This window comes from Lysinibacillus sp. NPDC096382, assembly GCF_044762845.1.
Taxonomy (GTDB): Bacteria; Bacillota; Bacilli; order Bacillales_A; family Planococcaceae; genus Lysinibacillus.
Map to the genome: position 1 here is coordinate 22,203 of NZ_JBIWFC010000022.1, position 25,798 is coordinate 48,000.

Annotated in this window: 20 protein-coding genes; 16 read left to right on the forward strand and 4 right to left on the reverse strand. The window is 38.1% G+C overall.

Features of this window, described 5'->3' with window-relative positions:
- Nucleotides 1-108: 108 nt before the first annotated feature.
- The 3 genes from ACIQZA_RS22065 to ACIQZA_RS22075 all read left to right on the forward strand — a co-directional run bounded on the left by ACIQZA_RS22065 (nucleotide 109) and on the right by ACIQZA_RS22075 (nucleotide 5,937).
- On the forward strand, nucleotides 109-3,891 hold the full coding sequence (locus ACIQZA_RS22065; RefSeq protein WP_402883891.1) for a DEAD/DEAH box helicase: 3,783 nt from the start codon (nucleotides 109-111) through the stop codon (nucleotides 3,889-3,891).
- Between the two features lies 1 nt (nucleotide 3,892).
- Nucleotides 3,893-4,657: a hypothetical protein gene (locus ACIQZA_RS22070; protein ID WP_400940807.1), complete on the forward strand. Its 765-nt coding sequence runs from the start codon at nucleotides 3,893-3,895 to the stop codon at nucleotides 4,655-4,657.
- Nucleotides 4,658-4,863: 206 nt separating this feature from the next.
- The gene (locus ACIQZA_RS22075) at nucleotides 4,864-5,937 is read left to right on the forward strand and encodes a glycosyltransferase (RefSeq protein WP_402883889.1); all 1,074 of its coding nucleotides are present in this window, start codon (nucleotides 4,864-4,866) and stop codon (nucleotides 5,935-5,937) included.
- A gap of 342 nt (nucleotides 5,938-6,279) precedes the next feature.
- On the opposite strand, the gene ACIQZA_RS22080 is transcribed toward ACIQZA_RS22075, so the two are convergent.
- Together ACIQZA_RS22080 and ACIQZA_RS22085 are read right to left on the reverse strand one after the other, a co-directional pair.
- Nucleotides 6,280-6,660 carry a hypothetical protein gene (locus ACIQZA_RS22080; RefSeq protein WP_400940803.1) on the reverse strand — a complete coding sequence of 127 codons (381 nt, stop codon included), beginning with the start codon at nucleotides 6,658-6,660 and terminating at the stop codon, nucleotides 6,280-6,282.
- 170 nt (nucleotides 6,661-6,830) lie between these two features.
- Complete coding sequence (locus ACIQZA_RS22085) at nucleotides 6,831-7,217, reverse strand: hypothetical protein (protein ID WP_402883887.1); 387 nt, start codon at nucleotides 7,215-7,217, stop codon at nucleotides 6,831-6,833.
- A 459-nt stretch (nucleotides 7,218-7,676) separates the two neighbouring features.
- Between ACIQZA_RS22085 and ACIQZA_RS22090 the strand changes: the two genes are divergently transcribed.
- A complete protein-coding gene (locus ACIQZA_RS22090) occupies nucleotides 7,677-7,868 on the forward strand; it encodes an SCO family protein (protein ID WP_402883885.1) in 192 nt (63 codons plus the stop codon).
- A gap of 499 nt (nucleotides 7,869-8,367) precedes the next feature.
- Here the strand turns inward: ACIQZA_RS22090 and ACIQZA_RS22095 are convergent, their stop codons facing one another.
- Nucleotides 8,368-9,255, reverse strand: a complete 888-nt coding sequence (locus tag ACIQZA_RS22095) for a helix-turn-helix domain-containing protein (protein ID WP_400940797.1) — start codon at nucleotides 9,253-9,255, stop codon at nucleotides 8,368-8,370.
- A 783-nt stretch (nucleotides 9,256-10,038) separates the two neighbouring features.
- Nucleotides 10,039-12,225: a DNA topoisomerase III gene (locus ACIQZA_RS22100; RefSeq protein ID WP_400940795.1), complete on the reverse strand. Its 2,187-nt coding sequence runs from the start codon at nucleotides 12,223-12,225 to the stop codon at nucleotides 10,039-10,041.
- Nucleotides 12,226-12,639: 414 nt separating this feature from the next.
- On the opposite strand from ACIQZA_RS22100, the gene ACIQZA_RS22105 reads away from it, so the two are divergent.
- From ACIQZA_RS22105 to ACIQZA_RS22160, 12 genes are all read left to right on the forward strand, one after another.
- A complete protein-coding gene (locus ACIQZA_RS22105) occupies nucleotides 12,640-13,506 on the forward strand; it encodes a MurR/RpiR family transcriptional regulator (RefSeq protein WP_402883909.1) in 867 nt (288 codons plus the stop codon).
- A gap of 5 nt (nucleotides 13,507-13,511) precedes the next feature.
- Entirely contained in the window at nucleotides 13,512-14,627 is a 1,116-nt protein-coding gene (locus tag ACIQZA_RS22110) for a M20 peptidase aminoacylase family protein (protein ID WP_402883883.1), read from the forward strand.
- A gap of 37 nt (nucleotides 14,628-14,664) precedes the next feature.
- Nucleotides 14,665-15,504, forward strand: coding sequence for a GNAT family N-acetyltransferase (locus ACIQZA_RS22115; RefSeq protein ID WP_402883881.1), 840 nt, complete (start codon nucleotides 14,665-14,667; stop codon nucleotides 15,502-15,504).
- Nucleotides 15,479-16,585, forward strand: a complete 1,107-nt coding sequence (gene menC, locus ACIQZA_RS22120) for an o-succinylbenzoate synthase (RefSeq protein ID WP_402883879.1) — start codon at nucleotides 15,479-15,481, stop codon at nucleotides 16,583-16,585. The genes ACIQZA_RS22115 and menC overlap by 26 nt, the downstream gene beginning before the upstream one ends.
- 105 nt (nucleotides 16,586-16,690) lie before the next feature.
- The gene (locus tag ACIQZA_RS22125) at nucleotides 16,691-17,743 is read left to right on the forward strand and encodes a YkvI family membrane protein (protein ID WP_402883877.1); all 1,053 of its coding nucleotides are present in this window, start codon (nucleotides 16,691-16,693) and stop codon (nucleotides 17,741-17,743) included.
- Between the two features lie 696 nt (nucleotides 17,744-18,439).
- On the forward strand, nucleotides 18,440-19,090 hold the full coding sequence (locus tag ACIQZA_RS22130) for a TetR/AcrR family transcriptional regulator (protein WP_400940852.1): 651 nt from the start codon (nucleotides 18,440-18,442) through the stop codon (nucleotides 19,088-19,090).
- A gap of 236 nt (nucleotides 19,091-19,326) precedes the next feature.
- The gene (locus tag ACIQZA_RS22135; protein WP_402883876.1) at nucleotides 19,327-20,469 is read left to right on the forward strand and encodes an acyl-CoA dehydrogenase; all 1,143 of its coding nucleotides are present in this window, start codon (nucleotides 19,327-19,329) and stop codon (nucleotides 20,467-20,469) included.
- A 30-nt stretch (nucleotides 20,470-20,499) separates the two neighbouring features.
- On the forward strand, nucleotides 20,500-22,134 hold the full coding sequence (locus ACIQZA_RS22140; protein WP_402883875.1) for an AMP-binding protein: 1,635 nt from the start codon (nucleotides 20,500-20,502) through the stop codon (nucleotides 22,132-22,134).
- A gap of 16 nt (nucleotides 22,135-22,150) precedes the next feature.
- The gene (locus ACIQZA_RS22145) at nucleotides 22,151-23,509 is read left to right on the forward strand and encodes an acetyl-CoA carboxylase biotin carboxylase subunit (protein ID WP_142509444.1); all 1,359 of its coding nucleotides are present in this window, start codon (nucleotides 22,151-22,153) and stop codon (nucleotides 23,507-23,509) included.
- Nucleotides 23,510-23,653: 144 nt separating this feature from the next.
- A complete protein-coding gene (locus ACIQZA_RS22150; RefSeq protein WP_132360160.1) occupies nucleotides 23,654-23,866 on the forward strand; it encodes an acetyl-CoA carboxylase biotin carboxyl carrier protein subunit in 213 nt (70 codons plus the stop codon).
- Between the two features lie 12 nt (nucleotides 23,867-23,878).
- Nucleotides 23,879-24,796 carry a hydroxymethylglutaryl-CoA lyase gene (locus ACIQZA_RS22155; protein ID WP_402883874.1) on the forward strand — a complete coding sequence of 306 codons (918 nt, stop codon included), beginning with the start codon at nucleotides 23,879-23,881 and terminating at the stop codon, nucleotides 24,794-24,796.
- Nucleotides 24,793-25,575 (forward strand): enoyl-CoA hydratase, encoded by a 783-nt coding sequence (locus tag ACIQZA_RS22160; protein WP_402883873.1) that lies wholly within the window; start codon nucleotides 24,793-24,795, stop codon nucleotides 25,573-25,575. Before ACIQZA_RS22155 ends, ACIQZA_RS22160 begins: the two co-directional genes overlap by 4 nt.
- Nucleotides 25,576-25,798: the final 223 nt, after the last annotated feature.

Consider the following 25,798-nt stretch of genomic DNA (forward strand, 5'->3'; position numbering starts at 1 on the left):
TCCCTTGTGCAGTGGAAAGAAATCACTGTGCAGGGGATTTTTCTTTTCAAGTATCCTTTTACGATGTGATAAAATAGTATTTTAGTGAAACGGAAGGGAGGGCTGCTCATGCAGGACATCGCTATACTAGAAAAACAACGCTGTAGTCTAATATTGACTAATAAGGCGAAGGAAGCGGTAGAGGAATGCTCAGCAAACGAGCATGCCTTTTTTGCCTTACAAAAAACAATCACCGTCTATATCGAAAAGCGCAAAGCAAAAACGGTTGGTGAAACATTTTTATCGATTTATTTTAATGCGGAGCAAAATGAAAAGTTAACCGACGTCCTTGCGGAGAAAACAGCCATTATGGATTGTGTGCTAAAGGTTGAAGGATTATTAGCTACAAATATTCGTTTTGTACATATGCGAGGCCCAATTAATACAAACCGTCGTTTACCGGCAGCATTACAACTTGTCACAAGACCGAATAATGGAGCAGGGATTCCGCTTGATCTTCATAAAAAAATAAGAGAGCTACCAATAGCCGAGGAACGCACAGAATATGTGAAAAAGCGTATCTCAAGCTGGGAAGGCTATTTAAAAATTCAAGAACGCGATGCGACCATTGATGATATTCATACAGAGTTTAAGCAAAGCTATTTTAACGAAGATTTTACTAGGCTGACAATTGTCTGCCCTTATATAAAATCGAAGGAATGGAAGAAGCTTGAAGGGTTAAGTGTGAGCATTCAAGGGGTACGCGGTGAAATTGGACAAGTATTGAAGGCTAATGCAGGGAAGCAGACAATAGAAATTGACTTAAAGCCTTTTGTGCAGGATTTAGCACGTAAAGATCAACTTAACCTTCGTTCAAAGCAAGCGAGCTTTAGTAATTTTGCGACATTGAGTCAAATTAGACGATTACGCAATGGTTTTACAAAGCTAGAAAAAGGCGAGGCAGTTAACCCTAATTTAGAGACAATACTATTTGAAAAACGCCCAACTGTACGAGCTTCCAAGCTTCAAGAGGATATTGTTTTTCACAATAATTTAAACGAATATCAAAGGCGGGCTGTTTTAGGAGCATTGTCTGTTGAAGATTTGTATGTGATTCAAGGACCTCCTGGCACAGGTAAGACAACTGTTATTTCTGAAATTTGTCAGCAAAATGTTAAGGCGGGCTTAAAAACACTCGTAGCTTCTCAATCAAATCTCGCCGTGGATAATGCTTTAGGACGACTTCTTTCCAATCAAGAAATTCGAATTTTACGTTACGGTAGAACGGAAAGCATAGAAGAAGAGGGTAAAAAGTTTATTGAGGAAAATGTTGCGCTTCATTGGCGTGAGCAAACTCTTGTAGCGATTGAAGAGGAAATAACAGCTTTTACAGAACGTGAGCAAGAACTAAAATCAAGTATTATCAAGGCTGAGGAAGAGCTAGAAAAGCTTGAGGCGTGGCTTGAGGAGTTAACAAAGGAAATAGCTGCAAAAGAGCAGGCCGCAATTGACGAGCCAATTTTACAGCAGGAAATACAAGCGTTAAAGAAAGAATTAAAGGCTGCAAAAGCTGGACAGCAGGAGAACGAGGCACATAAAGAGCATTACGAAAAACAGCTGGCGCAAATCGAGCCTGCTGTAAAGATGCTTGAGCAGACTCTTGCTGAAAGTCCGTCTATCGAACAGCTGAAGCTTACTATAGAAGAAACTACTCAAAAAATTGAGCAATTGGAAGCAGCTGCTCAATATAAGGAGCTGCAAGAGCAAAAGCAGCATCTAGCACTGCAGTTCAAAGATATCCAATTGAAATATGAAGAGGAAAATAATCGTCTTCGGTTAATGAAGGAAGCCGAACAATATATCAGTAATTTAACGTCCTATGAGCGAATTGAACGATTTTTACAGCACTATCAAATTCGCCCATCTTATGTGCTGTCACAGCAAATCAGTCGTTTACAGCATTTAGAGGATGCTAAAGATTTAGACGCATGGGCAACTATCAATTCACGTCTACAAAAAGCGATCGCAAAGCTTGAATCGTTAGTATCCGATGAAGAAAAAGAACGTGCCCTTGCTAAAAGTAGAGTGCAGCAAGTTCAATCGTTTTCGTTGCAAAATTTAACAGGTGTTTTTGCACAGCTCAATACAGCCTTTCAAGATGATCAAACACCATCTGCCGAGCAAATTGAGCATTTCTTGCTCGGATTATATATGCGTCGTGATTTTGTCTGGCAAAAGGGTGTAGCTCTTAAGCAACAACAAGATCATAAAGATCGGGAGTTTGAGTCCTTGCGTAAAGGTATTGGAGGCCTATTACATCAAGAATGCGCGATTACTAGCTTTGACGTTCAAAGCTTGCAACGACAATTGCAGCCATTTTTACAGCATACAGAACGACTTCAGCAGTTAGCTGAGGCATTCCAAATTGATGCTGAGCCAGAAGAGTCTGTAGAACATTTAAAAATGCTCGTGTCACAATCGAAATCTTCTCTTCAAACAGCACGTCAACAACTTGAGGCAGTGGAGCATGCTAATACACAGCTCCTACCAAAGAAAGCGGCACTTCAAACAGCGCAGACTAGCTTACAAGAGATTGAACTACAGCTAACACAATTAGAAGAAAATATAAAAGAAATTAATATAGCTGGATTGAAGAAGGAGAAGCAGCTCACAGCATGCACAAAGCTTCTACAATCAACACCAGAGCGCACTTCCGAGGAAGTAGTGGAAGCAATGGCATCCTCGAAAACAGCAATAGTGGAATTACAGCGCAAGGAACAGCAACTACCTCTTCGAAAAAAGTTACAAGAGCAATGGCGTGACAAGCTACAAAATGCTACTGAATATGATTTAGATGAAATTCGTAAATTATATGTGCGTCATGCGAATGTTATCGGTACAACATGCGTTGCTTCGGCAAGTAAGGAATTTATGGAGAACTACCCGACATTTGATGTTGTTATTATTGATGAAGTTTCAAAGGCAACACCACCAGAGCTATTATTGCCAATGCTTAAGGGTAAGAAAGTTATTTTAGTAGGCGATCATCATCAGCTACCTCCACTACTTGGAGACGATACGTTGGAAGAAACATTAAAAGCAATGCTCGATGAAAATCCAAACTTTGACGGCGCACAGGAGTTAAAAAATTTACTGCGTGAATCACTGTTTGAACGTTTATTTAATAACTTACCGCAAACACATAAGCAAATGCTGGCATTGCAGTATCGAATGCATGAAAAAATTATGCACAGTATTACACCGTTTTACGCGAAAGAGGAAAATGGTCTGCAATGTGGTTTACCAGATTCGGATGCAGCACGAGACCATTGCCTAGAAGGACAATTTGTGAACCGAGATGATCATTTGCTATGGGTTGATATTCCAACTGAAAAACCTTATCTAGAGGAGCAGGTAAAGGGCGGAACGAGTCGTTATAATGAGGGTGAACTACAAACAATTCGTCGTATTTTAATAGATATGAACAAGGCTGTTATTGAAGCTAAAACTGCTGGCCACATACCTCAAGATGCACAAAAAAGTGTTGGGGTAATTAGTTTCTATGGGGAGCAAGTTAAGAAAATTAATCGCCTTCTACAACAGGAATTACAGCTACCACATCTTCAATTTAGAACCGGGACAGTTGATAAGTTCCAAGGTATGGAGATGGACGTCATATTAGTTAGTATGGTACGTAATACGCCTAAAGGGGGAGACGTTGGCTTTGCAAGAGATTATCGTCGTTTAAACGTTGCCTTATCTCGTGCTCGAGAACTATTATTACTTGTCGGAAGTGCTGAGATGTTTGCCAAACGTGCGAAGCATCCAGATACACGAGAGATGTATAGCAATCTGTTAGAGACCGTGAAATCCTATAACGGCTTGCGTAATCATGAAGGACAGGTGATGTAGATTGTCAAAATTACAGCAGCGCTTAATGCGTGAAATTCAGCAAAATCGAAATATTAAAATGGTCAAAACCGATGAATGGTGCATCCCGATTCGAACAGTAGAAGTAACCTATGAGCCAGTTCGTCGTTCTACTATGGATGTCTTGATGACAATGCTGTTAATGAGCATACAGGAAGCGGATTTTGCAAACGCACAAGAATTAAGTGAGCTATTACTAGTTGATCCGTTATTTATTGAGGATTTAGTATCGTTAATGTCCCGAGTAAGTCTTATTGAGCAAACGGAAGACTTCTATAGATTAACCGCTAAAGGACAGCAGCAGCTGGAACGTGGCATCTTCGAAGAGGAGCTAGATGTCGAAATGGCTAACCTTTACTATAGCCCATGCCATCTTGCATTTCTTGCTGTCGACGAGGACAATATAGAAGAATATGATGACCTACCAGAATTATATCGCTATGTGGATGAAGAGGCTGAGAAGCAGGAGCAATTCGAAGAAGCAATGTTAATAGAAGCGCTACAGCAAGAGGATGAAGAAAAAGCTGAAGCTGGAGCTGGGGCCTCTCAAAAAATAATTTCAAAAATTGTTGAAACAGACGCTAAACAAATCAATGATATCCCATGCCTTGAATTTGTCCTTCACGATAAAGAACAAGATATTTTGTTCGTCCGAGTTTGGAATGCATTCTTAAATCAATGGGATTCACACCTAGAACAACAGCTCACAGAAAAAGAACAACTAAAGTGGCGTGAAAAGTACTTATAAGACAAAAAACGAACGTGTGCAGCGTTCGTTTTTTTTGATGGAAGAGTTGGGTGATAAATTATAAAAGTTGGGCGATAAAAACAAAAAGTTAGGAGACAAATTAAATAATTTAGGTGATAAAAACAAAAAGTTAGGAGATAAAATGGTAAATAGCCTCGTTAAATTTTTAAGCTTGCATATATTATTACAAAAAAAGGAGGGGACCGATGTTTACGATTAGTTTATGTATGATTGTTAAAAATGAAGAATGTACTATTGAAAGATGCCTAGACTCCGTTCAACATTTAGTGGATGAAATCAATATTATTGATACAGGCTCAACTGATCGTACAAAAAATATCGTCCGGAACTATACCTCACGAATTTTCGACTTTACCTGGTGCGATGACTTTGCCAAAGCTCGTAACTTTTCTTTTCAACAAGCGACGAAAGATTTTATTTTATGGCTGGATGCTGATGACGTGATCACAACAGAACATCAGCAAAAGTTCCTACAACTTAAACAATCTCTTTTTCATCCTAATGTCGATGCTGTTTCCATGGATTATTATGTAACGCTGGATGCTGATGGCTATGTAGAATCAAGTGAAAAAAGATTTCGTCTCGTAAAACGTGCGCATAATTTTCAGTGGCAGGGCGCCGTCCATGAATATTTAGATGTAACAGGCCAGCTCTTTCATAGCGATATAGCAATCACACATTTACCAAGAAAAAGTGATATCCATCGCAATATTACTATTTATGAGCGTTTAAAGAAAGAAGGGCACCCATTTTCAGCTAGAGAAACTTTTCATTACGCAAATGAGCTTAAATTTCACCAGCGATTTTTAGAAGCAATCAATCATTATAATATTTTCCTAGATTCCACAAAAGGCTCTGCTGATGATCAAATTCAAGCTTGCTTAAACTTAGCGGATTGCTACCAACAGCTACATGATTCAAAACAAGCAACACAAACTATTTTACAGTCATTATTATATGATCGACCAAGACCAGAAACATGCTGTCGAATCGGTCATTTTTTTATGGAGCAATCGAAAAATAAAGAAGCTATTTACTGGTATTCACAAGCATTACAGCAACCTATAGAGCAGACAATGGCTATACACAAGCACGCTTATTCCACATGGCTTCCACATTTACAGCTAAGCTTGTTATACAATCGCTTGCGTCTCTATGAAAATGCATATCAGCATAATGAAGAAGCACGTAAATTTAAGCCAAAAGATCAGCGCATACTAGACAACCGAAAGTTCTTGTTAAGTCAGTTAAAGAAATAAGGCTGTCATGGAAAAGGAACATCAATAAAATTAATATATATACCGTAACCAATTAACATCGATACAAAAACAACAATTGTCATAAAAATCACATTCCGAGGTCTGAAAGTTTGAGCATCCATTCATTCATCCCCTTTCTAATTTGTGAACATTCTGTTAACTCAACATATGTTTTAAGAGTTTGAGTATGCAGTCAATTTCGATATTTTTATTTGAAGCATAGAAAAAGAGCAAATTCACAATTAAGGTGAATTTGCTCTTTATATTGATCGATAATGACTATTAAGGTGACTAAGTAGAGGGCTCTAAATAATTTCTGCTTTTAACTTCTTTTAGTAAGTGTTAGTTACCATTAAGCGAAGCGCCAGCAGTGCATCCTGTACCTGAACTACTTTCACAATATACACGTAGTGAATATTCCTTACTTGACGACACTCCACCTAATGTTGAAGTATTTCTTTCACCTGGATTTAGATAAATATATCCTGCAAGTGGTTCACCATTTTCGAAAATTCGGAAACTTACTTTTTCTCGGCCTGTATTTACAACATTGTATTGTAATAGACCATTATTTTTTACACGTACTGTCGAAATACTTGGTAAACCCGTTGTCAAAGTAACGCTATCTTTATACGGCGCGGCTGCTAGGGCTTTTTGATTGTCAAAAGCTATTGGAGAAAGTAAAGCTGTAGCTGTCAATAGTGTTGCTAATAATTTTTTCATTTCAAATTACTCCTTTTCCGATTCTATAAGTATTTCAATTATCCACCAACTAACACTTGAATTTCTAATAGACAAATGAACTGTATATCTCGCTGTTTCATAGAGACGAGCTCATAAAATCTGATAGTAAGTGGAATTTTTCTATACTTGATAAAAGAATTTATTTATTCTTAAGGGTTACCATTAAGTGATGCACCAGCAGTACATCCTTTACCTGTACTACTTTCACAATAGATACGTAGTGAATATTCCCTATTTGGCGACACTCCACCTAATGATGTAGCATCCCTTTTGCCTGGATCTAGATATCTACGTTCAGGAAAAAGTGGTTCACCATTATCAAAAATTTGGAAGCTCACTTTTTGAAAGCCTGTATTTACAACATTGTATGCCAAAACACCATTATTTTTTACACGTACTGTCGAAATGCTTGGTAAACCCGTTGTCAAAGTAACACTATCTTTATACGGCGCAGCTGCTAGGGCTTCTTGAGTGCTAAAAGCTGTTGGAGAAAGTAAAGCTGTAACAGTCAATAGTGTCGCAAAAAATTTTTTCATTTCTAACTACTCCTTTTATGATATTTGTATAAGTACTTCAACCACCTCAACTAAAACTTGAATTCTTAATGTACAAATAAACTGTATGTATTTGGAACTTTAGAGGTTTTGAATTACTTACAAATTAATAATAAATGCATATCCTTTAATTTATTAAAAATGTAAACAATTGTTAACTTGATATATTTTGAGGGAATACAGTCTGAAATTATAAATGATACTTGATCCTGGGGATTTTAATTGAAATTGAAATCTTCTTTAAAGAAGGGAAGGAGGAAATACCAATAAACGTTGTTATTGGAGGGAAAGATATTGAAGATAAAAAACCTATTTGTTTAATAGAGTTGTTATAGTTTTGTCAGAGTGTAGTAATTATCAATTTAACTAGTAGATGATTGCATCTATTTTAATCAAAATAATGAAAGTGTAGCGTTAGAAAATTTAAAAGGGGAAACCTAGTTGGATATATTTGTTTTTACGAACTGTAACACAGTTTGTCCGCCTATGTCATGTAATATGGCTGAAGTCCAAGATTTACTAAATATTCAAGATTATAAGATAGTTGCCTTTACCGTAGATTCCGAAAATGACACCCATGAAGTTCTGTCAGAATATTTATCAAAATATAAAGTAGCTGATGAATCAAAATAGGAACTTTTAACGGGTTATAAACAAGAGTATAGTACAGCTTGCTCGAAACTCCTTCATCAGGAATTATAAGAATCCTTGTCTAAGTAACTGTCATACAATCTGACTTTACGATTACGCAAAGAAATTATGGTTAAAAGATTTCTCTAATTCCCATAATTGTCTCTATATATCAAATTGTTGAAAGAAGATATTTAAAAATGCTACTCTTCTTACACATAGGTTTATGATCAAGAATTGCTGGCATACTAAGTGAAAGTTTATAGGGATGGTACAATTTTAAAGAAGTGCTTTCGGGTGAAAACGAACCTAGTCAAGATGTAATATGTATTGAGTAAATGGACTTTCCTAAAAACAGGAGAAAAAGTTTGACTCATAAGTTATAATATCAAGTCGAAATATCGACGCTTTCTCAAATGCCTAAAATATAGCCTTTATTACTTAATGGGATATTGTATGCCCTTTTTAGGAGACAAAGAAACAAGGCAAGATAGAGGGAACCTTATTGAGAATAGGTGTCCTCTTTGAATTTTAAATTATAAATTTCCTGTACTTTTTCATAAAGCTCAAGGCATTGTGTGGATTTAAGCTTTAGTTCCAGTAAAGTAAATACATTTATAATTTCCAGTATTGTTTTGTTCTTTGACGTATCTCCATCTATAAGAGAGATTAATGCAGAGAAAAATTTAATCATTGTTTGCATGTACATATTATCTATAACACTTACTTTTACTTTCTCTAATTCAGCAAGGTATTTTTTAGCCCCATCTATATCCTTACACGTAATTTTTTTTTCTAAAATATTGAAAATTATTAAAGCAATTTCATTACGGTATCTCGTAAGATTTTGATAGCGCTGTAATGTTTTTTTTGTACGATCATAAACAAGATCAATTAATTCTATTGAGTAAAAACTTAAACTATTTGCAAACAAAGTGATTTCATAATAACCCCAGCTTTCACAATTCATTAAGTATTTTTGGAGTAATTCTATTTCTTTAGTATGTTCTTTTGTTCCTAGAAGATCATCAACCAACAACAATATCAAGGATCGAAAATGTAAAAACTTTAGGTTGTGCGTTAATTTATATTCATTTTCAACTTGTTCAACAATTAAGTATAAAGCATCTACATCTTGGTTATAGAAAGCTTCAACATACTTCCTCGTATAATCTAAGTCCTTATTTTCCTCATCATTGTATATGATACTAAATTCTTCTAGCGTGATATTTAAGTAATCTAACATTTTTAAAAATTTTTCTGCTGTCGTATCGCTTTCTCCTCGTTCAAATTTTACTATGGCTGGTCTACTCAGTAAATTTTTGTATAGAACATTAGAACGGACGTTTTTTTGTAGCCGTAACTCTCTAATTAATTCTCCAATTTTCATTTGTACTACTTCCTCCAACTTTAAGATGTTAACTTTTGTTTACATTTTAACAAAAAATGTATAAAAAACCAATAATATATATAGTAAGATGAAAGGAGGAGATGACGATGTTGCTAGGAATAAAGGTCTTTACAGTAAATGTCGGAACTATTATCAGTTCTATTTGGGACTTAATTGGTAGTTAATAATCAATCAAATGATTCTTTGAATATATTATATTTCCTTACATACCAATGAAATTAAAGATGTTCTAAATGTTTAAACATACATAAATTGATAATATGAAATTTAAATAATAAAAAAATCACGCATATTGCTATTCATGCAAAATACGTGATTTTTTTAAATTAATTAATCCGATAAACAATATAATTTATTTTGTCTATTAAATTTCTGTTGATATTAATTAAATACACACTTTGATTTTATTTAACGGAGGGGTAACGATTATTGGTATTAGCGAGGGTAAACTTTTATTTGAGCAGGGGGTACTGTCACATTCATAGTACGTATCATTTCCCCAAGTTAGACACTAGTCTATATTAACGTTTACGAAGATTTATTTACTTGTAGGCCTTACTAATTGCTGGTGTGGAGCATCAACAGTACTAGGAGATGGACTATCTACTGGACCAAAACCTTATATGAGTAATGTGCCTCTACGGTCAATATTTGTTAAAGAACTAGAAAAACGTGGCTTAAATCAATATGCTGATCAAAATGAACCATGAAGATTAAAAGAGGCCTCGCTAATGCGGGACCTCTTTATACTTTGTTTTAAAATTAATCAAATTTCATACCTTTTAATAAATCCGCAAATGCATTATTAATCGGCTCCGCCTCTTTTTCTTGTTGCTTCATATACTTCTGTACACTACGTTTATCCACTTTACCGCTTCCTTCTTTTTTACGGCGTGCTTCAAAAGCAGATAATTTTTCACGATGACCGCATTTACATACAAAAATTTGTCCATCGCCTTCACCACGTAGCTCCAGCTTTTTCTTACATTGTGGACAACGGGCATTCGTGACACGTGCTACGTTTTTACGGTGACCACATTCACGGTCTTGGCACACAAGCATTTTGCCTTTTTTACCGTTCACTTCAAGCATCGGTTTACCGCAATCGGGACAAGTCTTTGTTGAGATATTGTCGTGCTTGAATTTCTTATCACTATTTTTAATATCCGCTACGATTTCTTTCGTATGCTGCTTCATTTCATTGATAAACGTTTCTTTCTTTAACTTTCCTTTGGCAATTAACTCTAATTTTTGCTCCCATTCAGCTGTTGTCTCAGGTGACTTTAATTCGTTCGGAACTAAATCCAGTAACTGACTACCTTTAGACGTGATATGAATATCCTTCCCACGTTTTTCAAGTAAGAATGAATTAAATAATTTATCAATAATATCAGCGCGCGTTGCTACTGTACCTAGTCCACCCGTTGATTTTAATGTATCTGCAAGCTGTTTATCTTGCGTGTTCAAATATTTTGTAGGGTTCTCCATTGCTGATAAAAGAGTAGCTTCGTTAAATCTAGCAGGTGGCTTTGTTTGGCCAGAAGTTTGTGAAATTAAATTCACCTTTAACTCCTGTCCTTTTTCTAGACGAGGAAGTAATTGCTCTTTTACATCTTCGTTCGTTTCCTCATCCTCAAAACGATTTGAATAAACTTCTTTCCAACCAGCAGTAATTACCGTTTTACCACGTGCGATAAATTTTTCATTGCCGATTTTAGCTTGCACTGTTAATTGCTCAAATTCATGTACTGGGAATAGAACGGCTAAGAAACGTTTTACAACTAAATCATAAATTTTTCGCTCTTTATCGTTAAAGTTTGCAAAGTTAACATATTCCTCTGTTGGAATAATTGCATGGTGATCTGATACTTTACTGTCATCTACAAACGATTTATTCGCTTTAATAGACTTTGTAAGCACCTTATTTGCTAAAGAACGATATTCTCCTACACCACATGCCTTTAATCTTTCTGGAAGCGTGCTAACGATGTCAGAAGATAAATAGCGTGAATCTGTACGAGGATAAGTAAGCACCTTATGCGACTCGTATAACTTTTGCATAATATTTAATGTTTCTTTCGCTGAGTAGCCAAACATTTTATTGGCATCTCGTTGTAATTCAGTTAAATCGTATAGACCTGGAGAAAAAGATTTCTTCGGTTTACGTTCTATCTCAATTACTTTTGCATTTTGCCTATCTAAAGTATTTACAATGGCATCGACTTTCTCTTTATTAAAGCTACGAGAATTACCGTTTGCATCTTGCCATGTTAATTTTAATTCCGATGTTTTTGCTTCAATACCATAATATGTTTGCGCTTTGAAATTTTTAATTTCATCTTCGCGTGCTGCTACCATTGCTACAACTGGTGTTTGAACGCGTCCACAATTTAGCTGTGCATTATGTTTAGTCGTTAACGCTCTAGTCGCATTAAGTCCGATATACCAGTCAGCTTCAGAACGCGCTATAGCTGAAAAATAAAGGTTTTCATATGCTTTACCTGGTTTTAAATTTGCAAAGCCTTCTTTGATTGCTTTATCCGTTACAGAAGAAATCCACAAGCGCTTAATTGGTTTATTTACTTTAGCACGCTCAATAATCCAGCGTGCTACTAGCTCACCTTCACGTCCAGCATCGGTTGCTATTATGATTTCATTTACATCACCACGTATTAGTTGTGATTTAACAGCATTATATTGTTTACTTGTTTGCTTAATCGTTGTGAGTTTTAAACGTTCTGGTAGCATCGGTAAATCTGCTAAGTCCCACTTTTTATATTTCTCATCATAGCTTTCTGGGTCGGCAAGTGTTACTAAATGACCCAGCGCCCATGTGACGATATATTTGTCACCTTCTAAGAATCCATTACCCTTTTTGTTACATTTCAGTACATTTGCAATATCGCGTGCCACTGAAGGTTTTTCTGCTAAAACTAAACTTTTCGCCATATTTTGAACTCCTTTTACTATCTTGTACTGTTAATAGTAACATAGTTAGTAATAGCTGAAGTATGTATAACCCTTAAACTTCCTTGCCAACACGATGTTGGTCACGAAGGCGTTATCACAGGACGTGATGCTTTTAGCCTTCGTTTCTCTTGCTGATCCCAAGGAATCGCCCAGTATCCACTCCAATCAACTTATTCACATGATTCAACTTTTGAAGATGAGCTACCTTTGTTGTTCATTTCGTAGATTGAAACCGGTGCCACAGAATGGTTCTTTGTTCTTGCAAAATTTTTATTTTTTAAATATAAACAGAAATTTCAGAAAATATATTGAGTTAAGAAAATAAGTATGCTACTGTATGTAACAATGCAGTTTGAGCTTCAAAAAATAAAATGAGAAGGATGAACTTCTTTGATGGATAATCAAACAATTCAACAAGTCATTCAACATAAATATCAGGAGCTTTCAAAGAGTCAGCAAAAGGTAGCGATCTTCATCCTCAAAAATTTGCAGACTGTTGGTGTTCATTCAGCCGCATATGTGGGGGAGAAGGCAGGGGTAAGTGAAACGACGGTTATCCGCTTTTGCTACGCTATCGGATTATCGGGTTATGCTGAGCTGCAGCGTGAGATTACGATGCAGTTATTCAATGAAGGAAATACTAGTAGCTTACACAATTATTTGCAATCAAAGCAGGCACTTTTTGAGACCCCGCGTTTTTATGAAAAAACGATGGAAAAGGATGCAGCGAGTATTTTAAATGTTGCGAAGAACATCAACGAGGAAGATTTTAATCGTGCTTCCATTCTGCTGCATACGAAGAAAAAAATTTATATTGTCGGGAATGGGTCCTCCCATTTAGCGGCACAATGGTTGTGTTTTACGTTAAATATACTACGTCCTAACGTAGTGCTTTTAGATTTTGAAACTAGTGAAATCATTAGAGCTTTACAAGAAATTGATGAGGATAGTGTGGTCATTATTTTATCGTTTCATCGTTATTTTAAAGAACCGATTCAATTTGCAGCCGAAATTCAAGAAAAAAATTGCGAGATTATTGGTATTACAGATTCTAAAATTGCACCTATCACGCAATATGCGACGATTACCTTAGTGAATGAACAACAAGAAATGTCTACGATTGATGCAATGCCAGCACTGATTTCATTTTTAAATACACTAATTGCAGGTATGACTGCACAAAATCACGACTATTATGAAAATCAACGCGTAAAATATGATGATTTCCAACATAGCTTTTTAGCAAATCGATGGAGTTGAATACAATGAATCAAATTTTACAAAACTTACAGCCGAGATTGGCTGATATTTTTACATATTTACATGAGCATCCGGAAATTAGCTGGCAAGAAAAGAAGACAACGCAATACATCGCCGGTTTATTGAAGGAGGCACAGATGGAGCCTCAATTGTTTGAGGATATGACGGGACTGTATGTAGATATTGGTGAAGGAATACCGAGAGTCGGATTTCGTACGGATATTGATGCTCTATGGCAGGAAGTAGATGGTGAATTTAAGGCTAATCATTCTTGTGGCCATGACGGTCACATGACGATGGCTATTGGGACGGCACTCGTGTTAAAGGATATGGAGCATTTACTCCCAGGCGCAGTACGTATTCTTTTTCAGCCTGCTGAAGAAAAGGCACAGGGCGCTCGCGCATTCGTCGAGAAGGGGCTTATCGATCATTTAGAATACTTATTTGGTGTCCATGTTCGTCCGTTAAAAGAATTAAGGGACGGGACGTATGCTCCAGCATTGTACCACGGTGCTGCAAAGCTTTTTACTGGGACAATTCTTGGGGAAGAGGCTCATGGCGCACGACCTGAACTCGGCATTAATGCAATTGAAGTAGGGGCTGCATTTGTCGAAGGTTTACAAAAGCTCTGGACAGACCCCAATGTCTCTGCTTCAGTCAAAATGACACAATTTAATGCAGGAGGAACCTCGACGAATATTATTCCGGGGAAAGCAACATTTAGCATCGATGCACGAGCACAAACAAATGAAGTAATGCAAACTCTCACGGATGGTATTGAACGTGTAAAAGCATCGATAGAAGTGATGTATGGTGCAAAAATTTCCTTACATGTAGATGCACATATTGTTGCAGCATTAGTGAATGATGAGGCATTACAACATATGAAAGCAGCGATAGTTGACGTAGTTGGTGAAAAAGCATGTGCTTCATCAGTCGTCACTCCTGGAGGAGAGGATTTTCATTTTTATACGTATGAACGTCCGAACCTGAAAGCAACAATGCTAGGCTTAGGCTGTGGTGTAATACCAGGATTACATCATCCGAACATGACCTTTAATCGAGAGCGGCTTATTACCGGCGTGAACATTATCACGAGAGCTATTTTACGAGCTTTATAGACCTTAACTGAGGGCCATTAAGAAAGGAGCGATAGCAATGATTAACATAAGGGAAATAAAGACAATCGAACAGCTGGAGCAAGTTCAACAATTGGAATATAACGTTTGGGGCATGCCTTCAATTCCCATTCATCAAACTTTAACAGCTGTGAAAAATGGCGGTATCGTTGTTGGTGCCTATGATGGTGATCAATTAGTTGGCTTTAGCTATGGCTTTTCGGGGTTTCGAGAGGGCAAAAGCTATTTATGTTCCCATATGTTAGGGATAGACGAAAATTTCCGCTCCCAAGGAATAGGTGAACAATTAAAATATGCCCAGCAAGCTATTGCTATTGAGAGGGGCTACGATTTAATGGTGTGGACGTTTGATCCGCTGGAAACTCGAAATGGTTTTCTCAATCTGTCCAAATTAAATGGTATTTGTAATACGTATATAGAAAACTGCTACGGTGAAATGCAGGATGGCTTAAATAAGGGACTACCTTCAGACCGTTTTGAGGTGTGTTGGCATATAACCTCTAATTACGTAAGTAAAAATCTTTCAATAGATACGACGGATGCCATACCAGTGGCTAGCTGTGTATTAAATGAACAAGGATTTCTATGTTTAAATATATCTGAAAATTTAAAATATAAGGAAAGCTCATATACATTGCCTGTACCAAAGGATTTTCAAGCATTGAAGCTACAAGATCCAGCATTAGCATTGGACTGGCGTTTCAAAACGAGATATTTATTACAACGCTTATTTGCACAAGGCTATGCGGCAGTTCAATTGCAGCAACAAGAATATTACAACGAGTATGTCCTCGTAAAATTAGAAACTTTAGATCTGGAAGGGGTAAACCAATATGAAAATTATAGAAATTTCCATTAGACATTTAAAAATGAAATTAAAAGAACCATTTACAACTAGCTTTGGCACATTCGAGGATAAAGATTTTTTAGTTTTAGAGGCCAAGGATGAGGCAGGAACAATCGGTTGGGGAGAATCTGTTGCATTCCATTCTCCTTGGTACAACGAGGAAACATTGCAAACGAACTGGCATATGCTAGAGGATTTTTTAATCCCTCTTATTTTAAATAAAGAGCTTCAGCATCCGGATGAGGTCAATGAGCTATTTAAACCAATTCGCAAAAATAATATGGCGAAATCAACGATTGAAGGTGCTATTTGGGATATTTACGCCCAACAGACGAATCAATCACTGGCGGCCGCACTTGGTGGTAAAAAGGATAACATTGAAGTAGGGATCAGTATCGGTATTCAAAAAACAATCGAGGACCTAATTGCGTTAGTAGATGGCTTTGTGAATGAAGGCTATAAACGAATGAAAATCAAAATTAAGCCATGCTGGGATGTAGAGGTCATGCGTACATTACGTGAAACGTTCCCTGATGTGGCGTTTATGGCAGATGCGAACTCAGCTTATCGTCTCGAAGATGCTGAGACGCTCAAGCAGCTAGATGCTTTTAATTTAACGATGATCGAACAACCATTGGCGTCGGATGACATCATTGACCACGCAGCATTACAAAAATTAATCGATACGCCAATCTGCTTAGACGAAAGTATCCATTCTTTAGAAGATGCACGTAAAGCTGTTGAGTTAGGCGGTACTAAAATTATTAACATTAAAATTGGTCGTGTTGGTGGCTTAACAGAAGCGAAGAAAATACATGATTATTGTGAGGCAAATAACATTCCAGTTTGGTGTGGAGGCATGCTAGAGTCTGGTATTGGTCGTGCACATAATGTGGCATTAACTACATTATCGAATTTCATTTTACCTGGAGATACTGCAGGCTCAAACCGTTATTGGGAAAAAGATATCATCAACCCAGAAGTTGTAGTGAAGGACGGTTATATTGAAGTTCCTCAAAAAGCAGGAATCGGCTATGAAGTGAGTAGGGAGACAATCGATTTATTCACAGTAGCACAGAAAATATATAAATAATGCGATCTTAGAAAACTTATGGATAGAACTTAAATCATAAGGCGATGACTCCTACGAGGAATCAACCGTCTTATGGATTTTAAAAAATAGATAAGCAGGTGGTCTATGAAAAAAAGTTGGCAGATAGGTGGCGCATTTGTAGGGTTAATCGTTGGTGCTGGCTTTGCATCAGGACAAGAAATTATGCAATATTTTACGAGCTTTGGTCTTTACGGTATAGCAGGGGGAATTGTCGCAACAATTGCATTTGCCTTTTTAGGGATGAGTCTAGCACAATTAGGAGCGGATTCACAAACGACCTCTCATAAAGAGGTTATCTATCAAATTGGTGGACGGTATGTTGGGGTACTATTAGATATTGTCATTACATTCTTCTTATTTGGCGTTGCGGTTGTGATGTTTGCTGGTTCGGGGTCTACATTCGAGCAAATGTTTAATATAAATCCGATGATTGGTAGTATTTTTATGGTAATCATTACGATTTTAACATTGCTATTAAATGTAAAAAACATTATTAATATAATAGCTTTAGTGACGCCATATTTAATGGGAATCGTTTTTATTATATTAATTTATTCTATTTTCACGATGGACTTAACAATTGCCGAACAGCATGTGTTAGCACAGGAGCAAACATCTGCGTCTTCTAATTGGATATTGGGTGCACTTCTCTATGTATCTTATAACATAGCTGCTGGTACTGCGATGTTAATTGTTATGGGGGGAACGGTAAAAGAGCGCAAGATTGCTGGTTTAGGTGGTCTTCTTGGTGGCGTAATGCTCGGTGTTTTAATCATACTTATTAATATTGCTTTGTTCGTTAAAATGGATGTAGTTGGTGGGACGGCAATGCCAACATTAGAGCTAGCAAAACAAATTCATCCTGTAGTAGGTATTTTAATGTCTATTGCTCTATTAGGTATGATGTACAATACAGCTGTAGGAATGCTTTATGCATTTACAGTACGTTTTATAGCGCCTGACCATAAAAGCTTTAAATTGGGTATTGTGGTAATAGGCTTAATAGGCTTTGTCGCGAGTTTAGTAGGGTTCACGACATTAGTTGGAAAGGTATATTCAACAATGGGGTATTTAGGCTTTGCACTAATCATTGCTATTATCATCTCGTGGCTACGTAAAATACCAAAAGCTTCATAACTATATTTTTGAGATTCTCTAGTGTTCTTATACAGCGCTAGGGAATTTTTTTGGATCTTAGTAATGAAAACAAGTTGAAAATCATACAGTAATTGTATGTTTGTTTATCTTCATTCAGCAAATGTTTTATGTAACGTAAGTGAAACGGCAGTTACAAATCTCTCTTGTAGAGAAAGCAAAGCGACAGCGGCCAATTACACCAAGGCGAAATCGATTTGTATAGGTTTTGAAAATTCTGCTTTATGTAAAATAAATTCTCGTAATTTTAAATAAAATCTACATCGATGCTAGACACTAATTTTTGTAAATGCTATATTAATGGTGTCGTAGTTTTTTTATAATTAAGAAAAGTCAGGTTTCTCCGCCGATAGATGGGATGGCATTTTGCTAAAACATATACTATATGCGTAAGTTGATTGGAGTGGAGGTTGGGCGGCTCCTCGGGGATCAGCGTCACAGATGAGACCCTGGAGCGAGCATCGCGAGTGAAGCGGCTCATCGGACGCCCCCAGGAAGCTTTGCTCTGTGCGAAAGCGAAGCGTCAGCAACAAATGTTTTCTGTAGCGAAAGCGAAGCGGCAGCAACAAAGCACCCAGCCGGAACGGAAATCAACCACACATTAGGGTGATGACCCAAACTTTTTCTAATTATAAAGAGTGATGGAGTAAAGAGTTATAAGAAGGATGATAGATGCCTATGGTAAAGAAAACGTTAAAACAACGCATTGTTGACGCTTCTGTAGTGCTATTTCAGCAAGATGGCTATCACAATGTCACTGTTGATCGCATTGTTGAATATATTGGTGCATCAAAGGGTGGATTTTATCATAATTTTAAATCGAAAGATGAGTTGTTGTATGAAATTCACGATGTATTTATTTCCTATGTTATTAAACAATCACAGGAGGCATATGACAAATACGATACACCGATTACACGTTTATGTGCAATGCTGCAAACACTGACTCAAGTATTTGATGTGTATCAAGCACATATTACTGTTTTTTATGAGGAAAGCCGTTCATTGCCAGGGGATTATAATGAAATTATTCATAAAAAACGAGATCAATATCGGGATATTTTACAAAAAGTCATAGAGGAAGGCCAACAAACAAAGGATTTTCGTACAGAACTACCTTGTACTATTGTAACGATGGCTATTGTTGGGATGATTAACTGGACATACAAATGGTTTAAGCAATCTGGTCCATTAACAATGGAGGAAATTACAGAGGTCTTTACGGATATGGTATTGCGTGCGATTGTCACTGAACAAGCAGTGGAAGAAGCAGTTCAATTTATGGTCAAAGAGAAGCCAGAAGCAAAAACTGGTTTTATTAATAGTTAAAACAAACCGACTAGTCGGTATTAACTTATTTCAATGGGTGTTTAAACACCCATTGAAATAGAGGAACTCAGTCTAAAACCGTCATGTCCTGTGGCAACGACTGAGTGACCAACATCACGTTGGCCCAAAGCCTCCGGCCGATTCCGGACGCTATTATGCCGAGGTATAATTGATTTTTTGCAACTGTCATCTGAACGAAATCCGCTATGGCACATTAAACATTAGGGGGACTGGGGATGAACTTTGAACTAACGAAAGAGCAAGCAATGATTCGAGACATGGTGCGTGATTTTGCTGAAAATGAAATTAAACCGTATGCTCGTGAGGTTGACGAGACATCGACGATGAGAATAGAGAGCTTTAACAAGATGGCAGAGCTAGGCTTATTAGGTATTCCATTTCCTGAAGAGTATGGTGGTTCAGGCGGAGATACTGTTTCCTACGCACTTGCTGTTGAAGAAATCGGTCGTGCGTGTGGTGGCACAGGATTAAGCTATGCAGCAGCAGTTAGCTTAGGTGCTTCGCCTATTTATAATTTCGGTACAGAGGAGCAAAAGCAAGAATGGCTTATTCCATTAGCGAAGGGAGAAACATTAGGTTCGTTTGGTCTAACAGAGCCCAATGCTGGTTCAGATGCTGGTGGGACACGTACAACAGCCGTAATTGATGGTGATGATTACATCATTAATGGTGAAAAATGCTGGATCACAAATGCTGGCCATGCACGTCAAATTATTGTGACGGCAGTGACAGGTAAACGTGAGGATGGTAAAAAAATCATCTCAGCTATCATTGTACCAACTAATACTCCTGGCGTAACGATCAACTGCAATTACGACAAAATGGGCGTACGTGGCTCCAATACATGTGAGATTATTTTGCAAAATGTTCGTGTACCAAGGGCTAATCTTTTAGGGGATGAAAAACGCGGATTTAGCCAATTTTTAAATACTTTAGACGGAGGACGTATTTCCATTGCAGCATTATCTGTAGGAATTGCACAGGCAGCTTATGAGAAATCATTAAAATACGCAAAAGAACGTGAACAATTTGGTGCACCAATTTCAAAACTTCAGGCAATACAGTTTAAATTGGCCGATATGGCAATGGAGATAGAGCTTGCACGTACGTTAGTACATAAGGCGGCATGGCTTAAAGATCAAAAGAAACCATTCGGGAAGGAAGCGGCAATGGCAAAATTATTTGCTTCTGAAATGGGCTTCCGAACTTGTAATCAAGCCATTCAAATTCACGGCGGTTCAGGCTATATGAAAGAATACGATGTAGAGCGTCATCTGCGTGATATTAAGTTAATGGAAATTGGTGAAGGAACGTCTGAAATTCAACGTCTCGTTATTTCTCGTTTAATAGGCTGTTAATGATCTTAGGTAGCTAAAAGGAGGATTTTCATGGCGGAACTTGTGTATCAAACTATTGGTCAATTGCTAGATGAACAATCGGAAAAGTATCCACAACGGGAAGCATTAGTGTATGCAGACAGGGATTTACGGATGACCTACGAGGAACTCAATCGGCAAAGTCGTTTAGTAGCTAGAGGGTTAATGGCTCTTGGAATAGAGAAGGGCGAGCATATTGCAGTATGGACGACCAATGTCCCGGAATGGGTACAGTTGCAATTTGGTACAGGTAAAATGGGTGCTCCGATCGTCACTGTCAACACTAATTATCGCTCAAGCGAGTTGGAATATTTATTGAAGCAATCCGATGCAAAAACGATTATGTTAATTGAAAATTATCGAGACCATTCTTTTATGAATACACTGCAAGAGTTATGTCCAGAGCTTGAACATTGTGAACCGGGTAATTTGCAATCAAAGCGACTACCTTTATTGAAAAATGTTATTTTAATTGGCGAGACAAAATACCCCGGAGTGCTAAACTGGGCTGATGTGTTATCGGCTGCAGCGCAAATAACAGAGGAGCAATTAGATAAAAGACAGCAAGAGCTTCATTATGATGATGTTATTAATGTTCAATATACTTCGGGAACAACAGGTTTTCCGAAAGGTGTTATGTTAACGCATTATAACTTAGTCAATAATGCGATTAATATTGCAGAATGTATGGATTTAACTTTCGAAGATCGTTTATGCATCCCTGTCCCATTCTTCCATTGCTTTGGCTGTGTAATTGGAACATTAGCCATTACGACTAGTGGCGGGACGATGGTACCCGTGCAGGAATTTTCAGCTACTGAAGTACTACAAACAGTTGAAAAAGAGAAATGTACAGCGTTACATGGTGTACCAACGATGTTTATTAGTGAACTTACTTTACCGAATTTTCCGTCTTTTGATCTATCAACGTTACGCACTGGAGTAATGGCAGGCTCTAATTGTCCTATTGAGGTGATGAAAGCCGTGATCGACAAAATGGGAATGAAGGATGTAACTATCTGTTACGGACAAACAGAAGCCTCACCTGTTATTACACAAACGAGAGCAGATGACCCGCTATTGTTAAAGGTAGAAACCGTTGGTCGTGCATTACCGAATCTGGAAGTTAAAATCGTCGTTCCTGGTACAGACGAAGAAGCTGCGCCAAATGAGCAAGGGGAACTATGTACGAGAGGCTACCATGTCATGAAAGGTTACTATAAAAACCAAGAAGAAACACTTCTTGCAATTGATGGGGCTGGTTGGCTGCATACCGGGGATTTGGCAACGATGGATGAGGCGGGCTATGTACGTGTAACAGGGCGTTTAAAAGATATGATTATTCGCGGTGGTGAAAATATATCTCCTCGAGAAATTGAAGAATTCCTTTACACACACCCGAAAATTGCAGATGTACAGGTCGCTGGCGTTCCTGATCCTGTTTATGGAGAGGAAGCGGCAGCTTGGATCATTTTGCGTGAAGGAGAGCAGGCAACAGGGGAAGAAATTCGGGATTATTGTCGGGATAAAATATCTAGACATAAAATACCACGACATATTTTCTTTATCGACGACTATCCGATGACTGCATCAGGAAAAGTTCAAAAGTATAGATTACGAGAGAGTTTTGTTCCAGCAGTGAAGTAAGAAGGGGGCCGGTGTTATGTTCAAAAAGGTTTTAATTGCAAATCGTGGAGAGATAGCAAGACGTGTTATTAGAACATGCAAACGACTTAATGTCCTAACAGTTGCGGTGTATTCTGAGGCGGACGCTGAAAGCTTACATGTTAAGGAAGCGGATGAGGCGTTCTGTATCGGAAAACCACCTGTTGCACAAAGTTATTTAAATATTGATCGTATTCTTGAAGTGGCGAAGGAAAGCGGTGCTGAAGCTGTTCATCCAGGCTATGGCTTATTATCAGAAAACGCTGAGTTTGCTAAACGTTGTACAGAGGCAGGCTTAGTTTTTATTGGGCCTAGCGCAGACGTTATTGCTTCGATGGGTAGTAAATTAGAAGCCCGGAAAACGATGAAGGCGGCAGGTGTACCAATTGTTGAAGGCGTAGAGAAACCTGTGAAAGATGTAACAGAAGCTATTGAAATTGCTTCCCGTCTAGGCTATCCGATTATGTTAAAAGCCTCTGCTGGCGGTGGGGGTATCGGAATGCAACTCGTAGAAAATGCAGAGGGATTGGCAAAGGCCTTTGAGGGAAATCAAAAGCGTGCACAGTCATTCTTTGGTGATGGCACGATGTATATGGAACGATTTATTGCTAATCCTCATCACGTCGAGGTACAAATTATTGCGGATCACGATGGCAATGTCGTACCGCTATTTGAGCGCGAGTGCTCGATTCAACGCAGAAATCAAAAAGTAGTTGAGGAAGCACCATCTCCTTTCATTTCTGAAGAAACAAGAAAAAGTATGCTAGATGCTTCAGTCAAGGCAGTTCAGCATATTGGCTATGTGAATGCTGGAACGATTGAGTATTTAGTAGATGCAGAGCAAAACTTTTATTTCTTAGAGATGAATACGCGCTTACAGGTTGAACATCCGGTGACTGAGGAAATTACGAAACTAGATCTTGTAGAGGAGCAATTAAAGATTGCGGCAAAACAACCATTAGCATTTACGCGCGATAGTATAGAAAGAAAAGGGCATGCGATTGAAGTACGCATCTACGCCGAAAATCCTTCGACCTTTTTCCCTTCTCCAGGTACAATCACGGCTTTTGAATTACCAACAGGTGAAGGTATTCGCCATGAATGTGGCGTAGAGGCTGGCACATCGGTAACACCTTTTTACGATCCGATGATTAGCAAATTAGTTGTGTGGGGAGAAACACGAGCAATTGCGTGTGAGCGACTTATTGAGGCACTTAAAGCGTATAAAATAGAAGGAATTCAAACAAATATTCCAATGCTACTGAAAACAGTCACACATGAACAATTTTTAAAGGGCTATACAACAACTAAATTTGTAGATGAATATTATCTACCTCAATTAGCAGAGACAAAATAAAACCTCTGGACGTATTGTTTATCTGTGCGAGGGCGAAGCGACAGCAACGACAATTACGCCAAGGCGAATTTGATAAAAGCATTCGCACTTAAATATTAGTGCGAATGCGTTATCAGTACATTCATAACATTTGGAGGGATTACAATGGCAACAGTTAAAGCGAGCATGGCAGGAACAGTATGGAAAATTGTTGTAGCAGAGGGCGAGAAAGTTACAGCGGGACAAGATGTGGCAATTTTAGAGTCGATGAAAATGGAGATTCCTATTGAAGCAGAGGAAGATGGCGTAGTCACAAAAATCATTGCGAACGAAGGGGATTTCATTAACGTTGATGATGATATTTTAGAAATTGAATAAGGAGGCTTCTTTATGCAGCTACCAAAGCATGTCACGTTAAAGGAAGTAGGGCCTCGTGACGGTTTGCAAAATGAGAAAACGCATCTTGCAACTGCCGATAAAGTGCAATTAGTAAATTTACTTAGTCAAACTGGATTAAATTATATTGAGGTAACTTCTTTTGTGCATCCGAAGTGGATTCCACAGCTGGCAGATGCAGTGGAGGTTCTTCAGGCCATTAAACGCCAAAAAGATATCACATATGCAGCACTCGTACCGAACATGCGGGGCTTAGAACGTGCATTGCAGGCTGAAGTAGATGAAGTGAGCGTATTTATGTCAGCAAGTGAAAGCCATAATCAAAGTAATATTAATAAAACAATTAATGAAACATTTCCGATACTACAGGAAGTTGTGGTAGGGGCAAAGGCAGCGCATAAAAACGTACGAGGCTATATCTCAACAGTAATTGGGTGCCCGTATGAAGGCTACATACAACCAGAAAAGGTTTTGCGAGTAACAGAAAAATTATTAGAAATGGGCGTCGATGAAATTTCGCTCGGTGACACGATTGGTGTTGGTGTACCGACACAGGTGGAGAATCTTTTAGAAGAATTACTAAAAAGATATCCTGCAGAAAATTTCGCGATGCATTTTCATGATACACGTGGCACAGCGCTAGCGAATATTGTTCAATCTTTAAAAATGGGGATTACGAAGTTTGATAGTGCGCTTGGTGGACTTGGCGGCTGTCCGTATGCCAAAGGAGCATCAGGTAATGTAGCTACGGAAGATTTACTGTATTTATTAGATGAAATGGGTATTACAACGGGTGTAGAGCTGGATAAAGTGCTAGAGGCTGCGCTATTTATTGAACAGAAACTAGGGAAGGCCGTTGCCTCTAAACAAATGGCGATTGCCCGTAATGAAAGGAGTGCGAGCCAATTATGACGCAACTCGTTCGTTTTGAATTATTAGATGGTAGCATCGGGCTTATTACACTTTCCAGACCTGAAGCTGCAAATGCAATGTCTGTACAACTACTCCAAGAACTGAGCACGACACTCGACAACATAAACGGTGATCTGGCAGTGCGAGTCGTTTTACTAACGGGGGCAGGGGAAAAAGCTTTTTGCGCAGGAGCAGATTTAAAAGAACGTAAAGGGATGCCAGACCGACAAGTAAAGCAGATTGTGCAATTAATCGGTGCAACAGTGGCAAAAGTAGAAGCACTCGCTCAACCAGTTATCGCCGTATTAAATGGTGTTGCTTTTGGTGGCGGACTCGAACTAGCATTAGCCTGTGATTTACGTCTTGCAGCTGCACATGCAAAGATGGGCCTTACGGAAACATCTCTCGGCATCATCCCAGGGGCAGGAGGCACACAACGACTTCCACGACTAATTGGCATTGGAAAAGCGAAGGAATTAATTTATACAGCACGTCGACTAAATGCAGAGGAAGCGAGAAGCTACGGTATTGTGGAGTATGTTCATGAAGGACATGAAGTACTAGAAAAGGCTCAGCAGCTTGCACTCGAAATGGCAAAGAATGCTCCACTTTCTTTAGTACAGGCGAAAATCGCCATGAATCAAGGAGTTGAAGTAGATTTAGCTACGGGTTTAAAAATCGAATCACTTGCATATAATGCTCTGATTCCTACAGAAGATCGATTAGAGGGCTTACTTGCTTTCCAAGAAAAACGAACACCGCAATACTTAGGGAAATAAAAGCTCTGATGATAGACTTTGAATGGTTTTAAAGTAGGGATTTTAAAATATTGGCATATCATCAAAAAGTGGGGCTAGGTGACTTCTTGGGGCTCATCGAACGCGCCCAGGAAAGCTCTTGGTCGAAACGGAAATCAACCCACGTTATAGTGATGAACCATACAAGGTTGAATTTCTAATAGATTTTGGTTCATTATCGGAAGTTTGGAATAATACTTAGTTA

Excerpts from the sequence above, each read along its gene's own strand:
- ACIQZA_RS22160 (WP_402883873.1), top strand. The coding sequence starts at position 24,793 with ATGACGCAACTCGTTCGTTTTGAATTATTAGATGGTAGCATCGGGCTT.
- ACIQZA_RS22115 (WP_402883881.1), top strand. The coding sequence starts at position 14,665 with ATGATTAACATAAGGGAAATAAAGACAATCGAACAGCTGGAGCAAGTT.
- ACIQZA_RS22110 (WP_402883883.1), top strand. The coding sequence starts at position 13,512 with ATGAATCAAATTTTACAAAACTTACAGCCGAGATTGGCTGATATTTTT.
- ACIQZA_RS22145 (WP_142509444.1), top strand. The coding sequence starts at position 22,151 with ATGTTCAAAAAGGTTTTAATTGCAAATCGTGGAGAGATAGCAAGACGT.
- ACIQZA_RS22095 (WP_400940797.1), bottom strand. The coding sequence starts at position 9,255 with ATGAAAATTGGAGAATTAATTAGAGAGTTACGGCTACAAAAAAACGTC.
- ACIQZA_RS22140 (WP_402883875.1), top strand. The coding sequence starts at position 20,500 with ATGGCGGAACTTGTGTATCAAACTATTGGTCAATTGCTAGATGAACAA.
- menC (WP_402883879.1), top strand. The coding sequence starts at position 15,479 with ATGAAAATTATAGAAATTTCCATTAGACATTTAAAAATGAAATTAAAA.
- ACIQZA_RS22085 (WP_402883887.1), bottom strand. The coding sequence starts at position 7,217 with ATGAAAAAATTTTTTGCGACACTATTGACTGTTACAGCTTTACTTTCT.
- ACIQZA_RS22125 (WP_402883877.1), top strand. The coding sequence starts at position 16,691 with ATGAAAAAAAGTTGGCAGATAGGTGGCGCATTTGTAGGGTTAATCGTT.
- ACIQZA_RS22065 (WP_402883891.1), top strand. The coding sequence starts at position 109 with ATGCAGGACATCGCTATACTAGAAAAACAACGCTGTAGTCTAATATTG.
- ACIQZA_RS22080 (WP_400940803.1), bottom strand. The coding sequence starts at position 6,660 with ATGAAAAAATTATTAGCAACACTATTGACAGCTACAGCTTTACTTTCT.
- ACIQZA_RS22155 (WP_402883874.1), top strand. The coding sequence starts at position 23,879 with ATGCAGCTACCAAAGCATGTCACGTTAAAGGAAGTAGGGCCTCGTGAC.
- ACIQZA_RS22150 (WP_132360160.1), top strand. The coding sequence starts at position 23,654 with ATGGCAACAGTTAAAGCGAGCATGGCAGGAACAGTATGGAAAATTGTT.
- ACIQZA_RS22075 (WP_402883889.1), top strand. The coding sequence starts at position 4,864 with ATGTTTACGATTAGTTTATGTATGATTGTTAAAAATGAAGAATGTACT.
- ACIQZA_RS22105 (WP_402883909.1), top strand. The coding sequence starts at position 12,640 with ATGGATAATCAAACAATTCAACAAGTCATTCAACATAAATATCAGGAG.
- ACIQZA_RS22135 (WP_402883876.1), top strand. The coding sequence starts at position 19,327 with ATGAACTTTGAACTAACGAAAGAGCAAGCAATGATTCGAGACATGGTG.
- ACIQZA_RS22130 (WP_400940852.1), top strand. The coding sequence starts at position 18,440 with ATGGTAAAGAAAACGTTAAAACAACGCATTGTTGACGCTTCTGTAGTG.
- ACIQZA_RS22100 (WP_400940795.1), bottom strand. The coding sequence starts at position 12,225 with ATGGCGAAAAGTTTAGTTTTAGCAGAAAAACCTTCAGTGGCACGCGAT.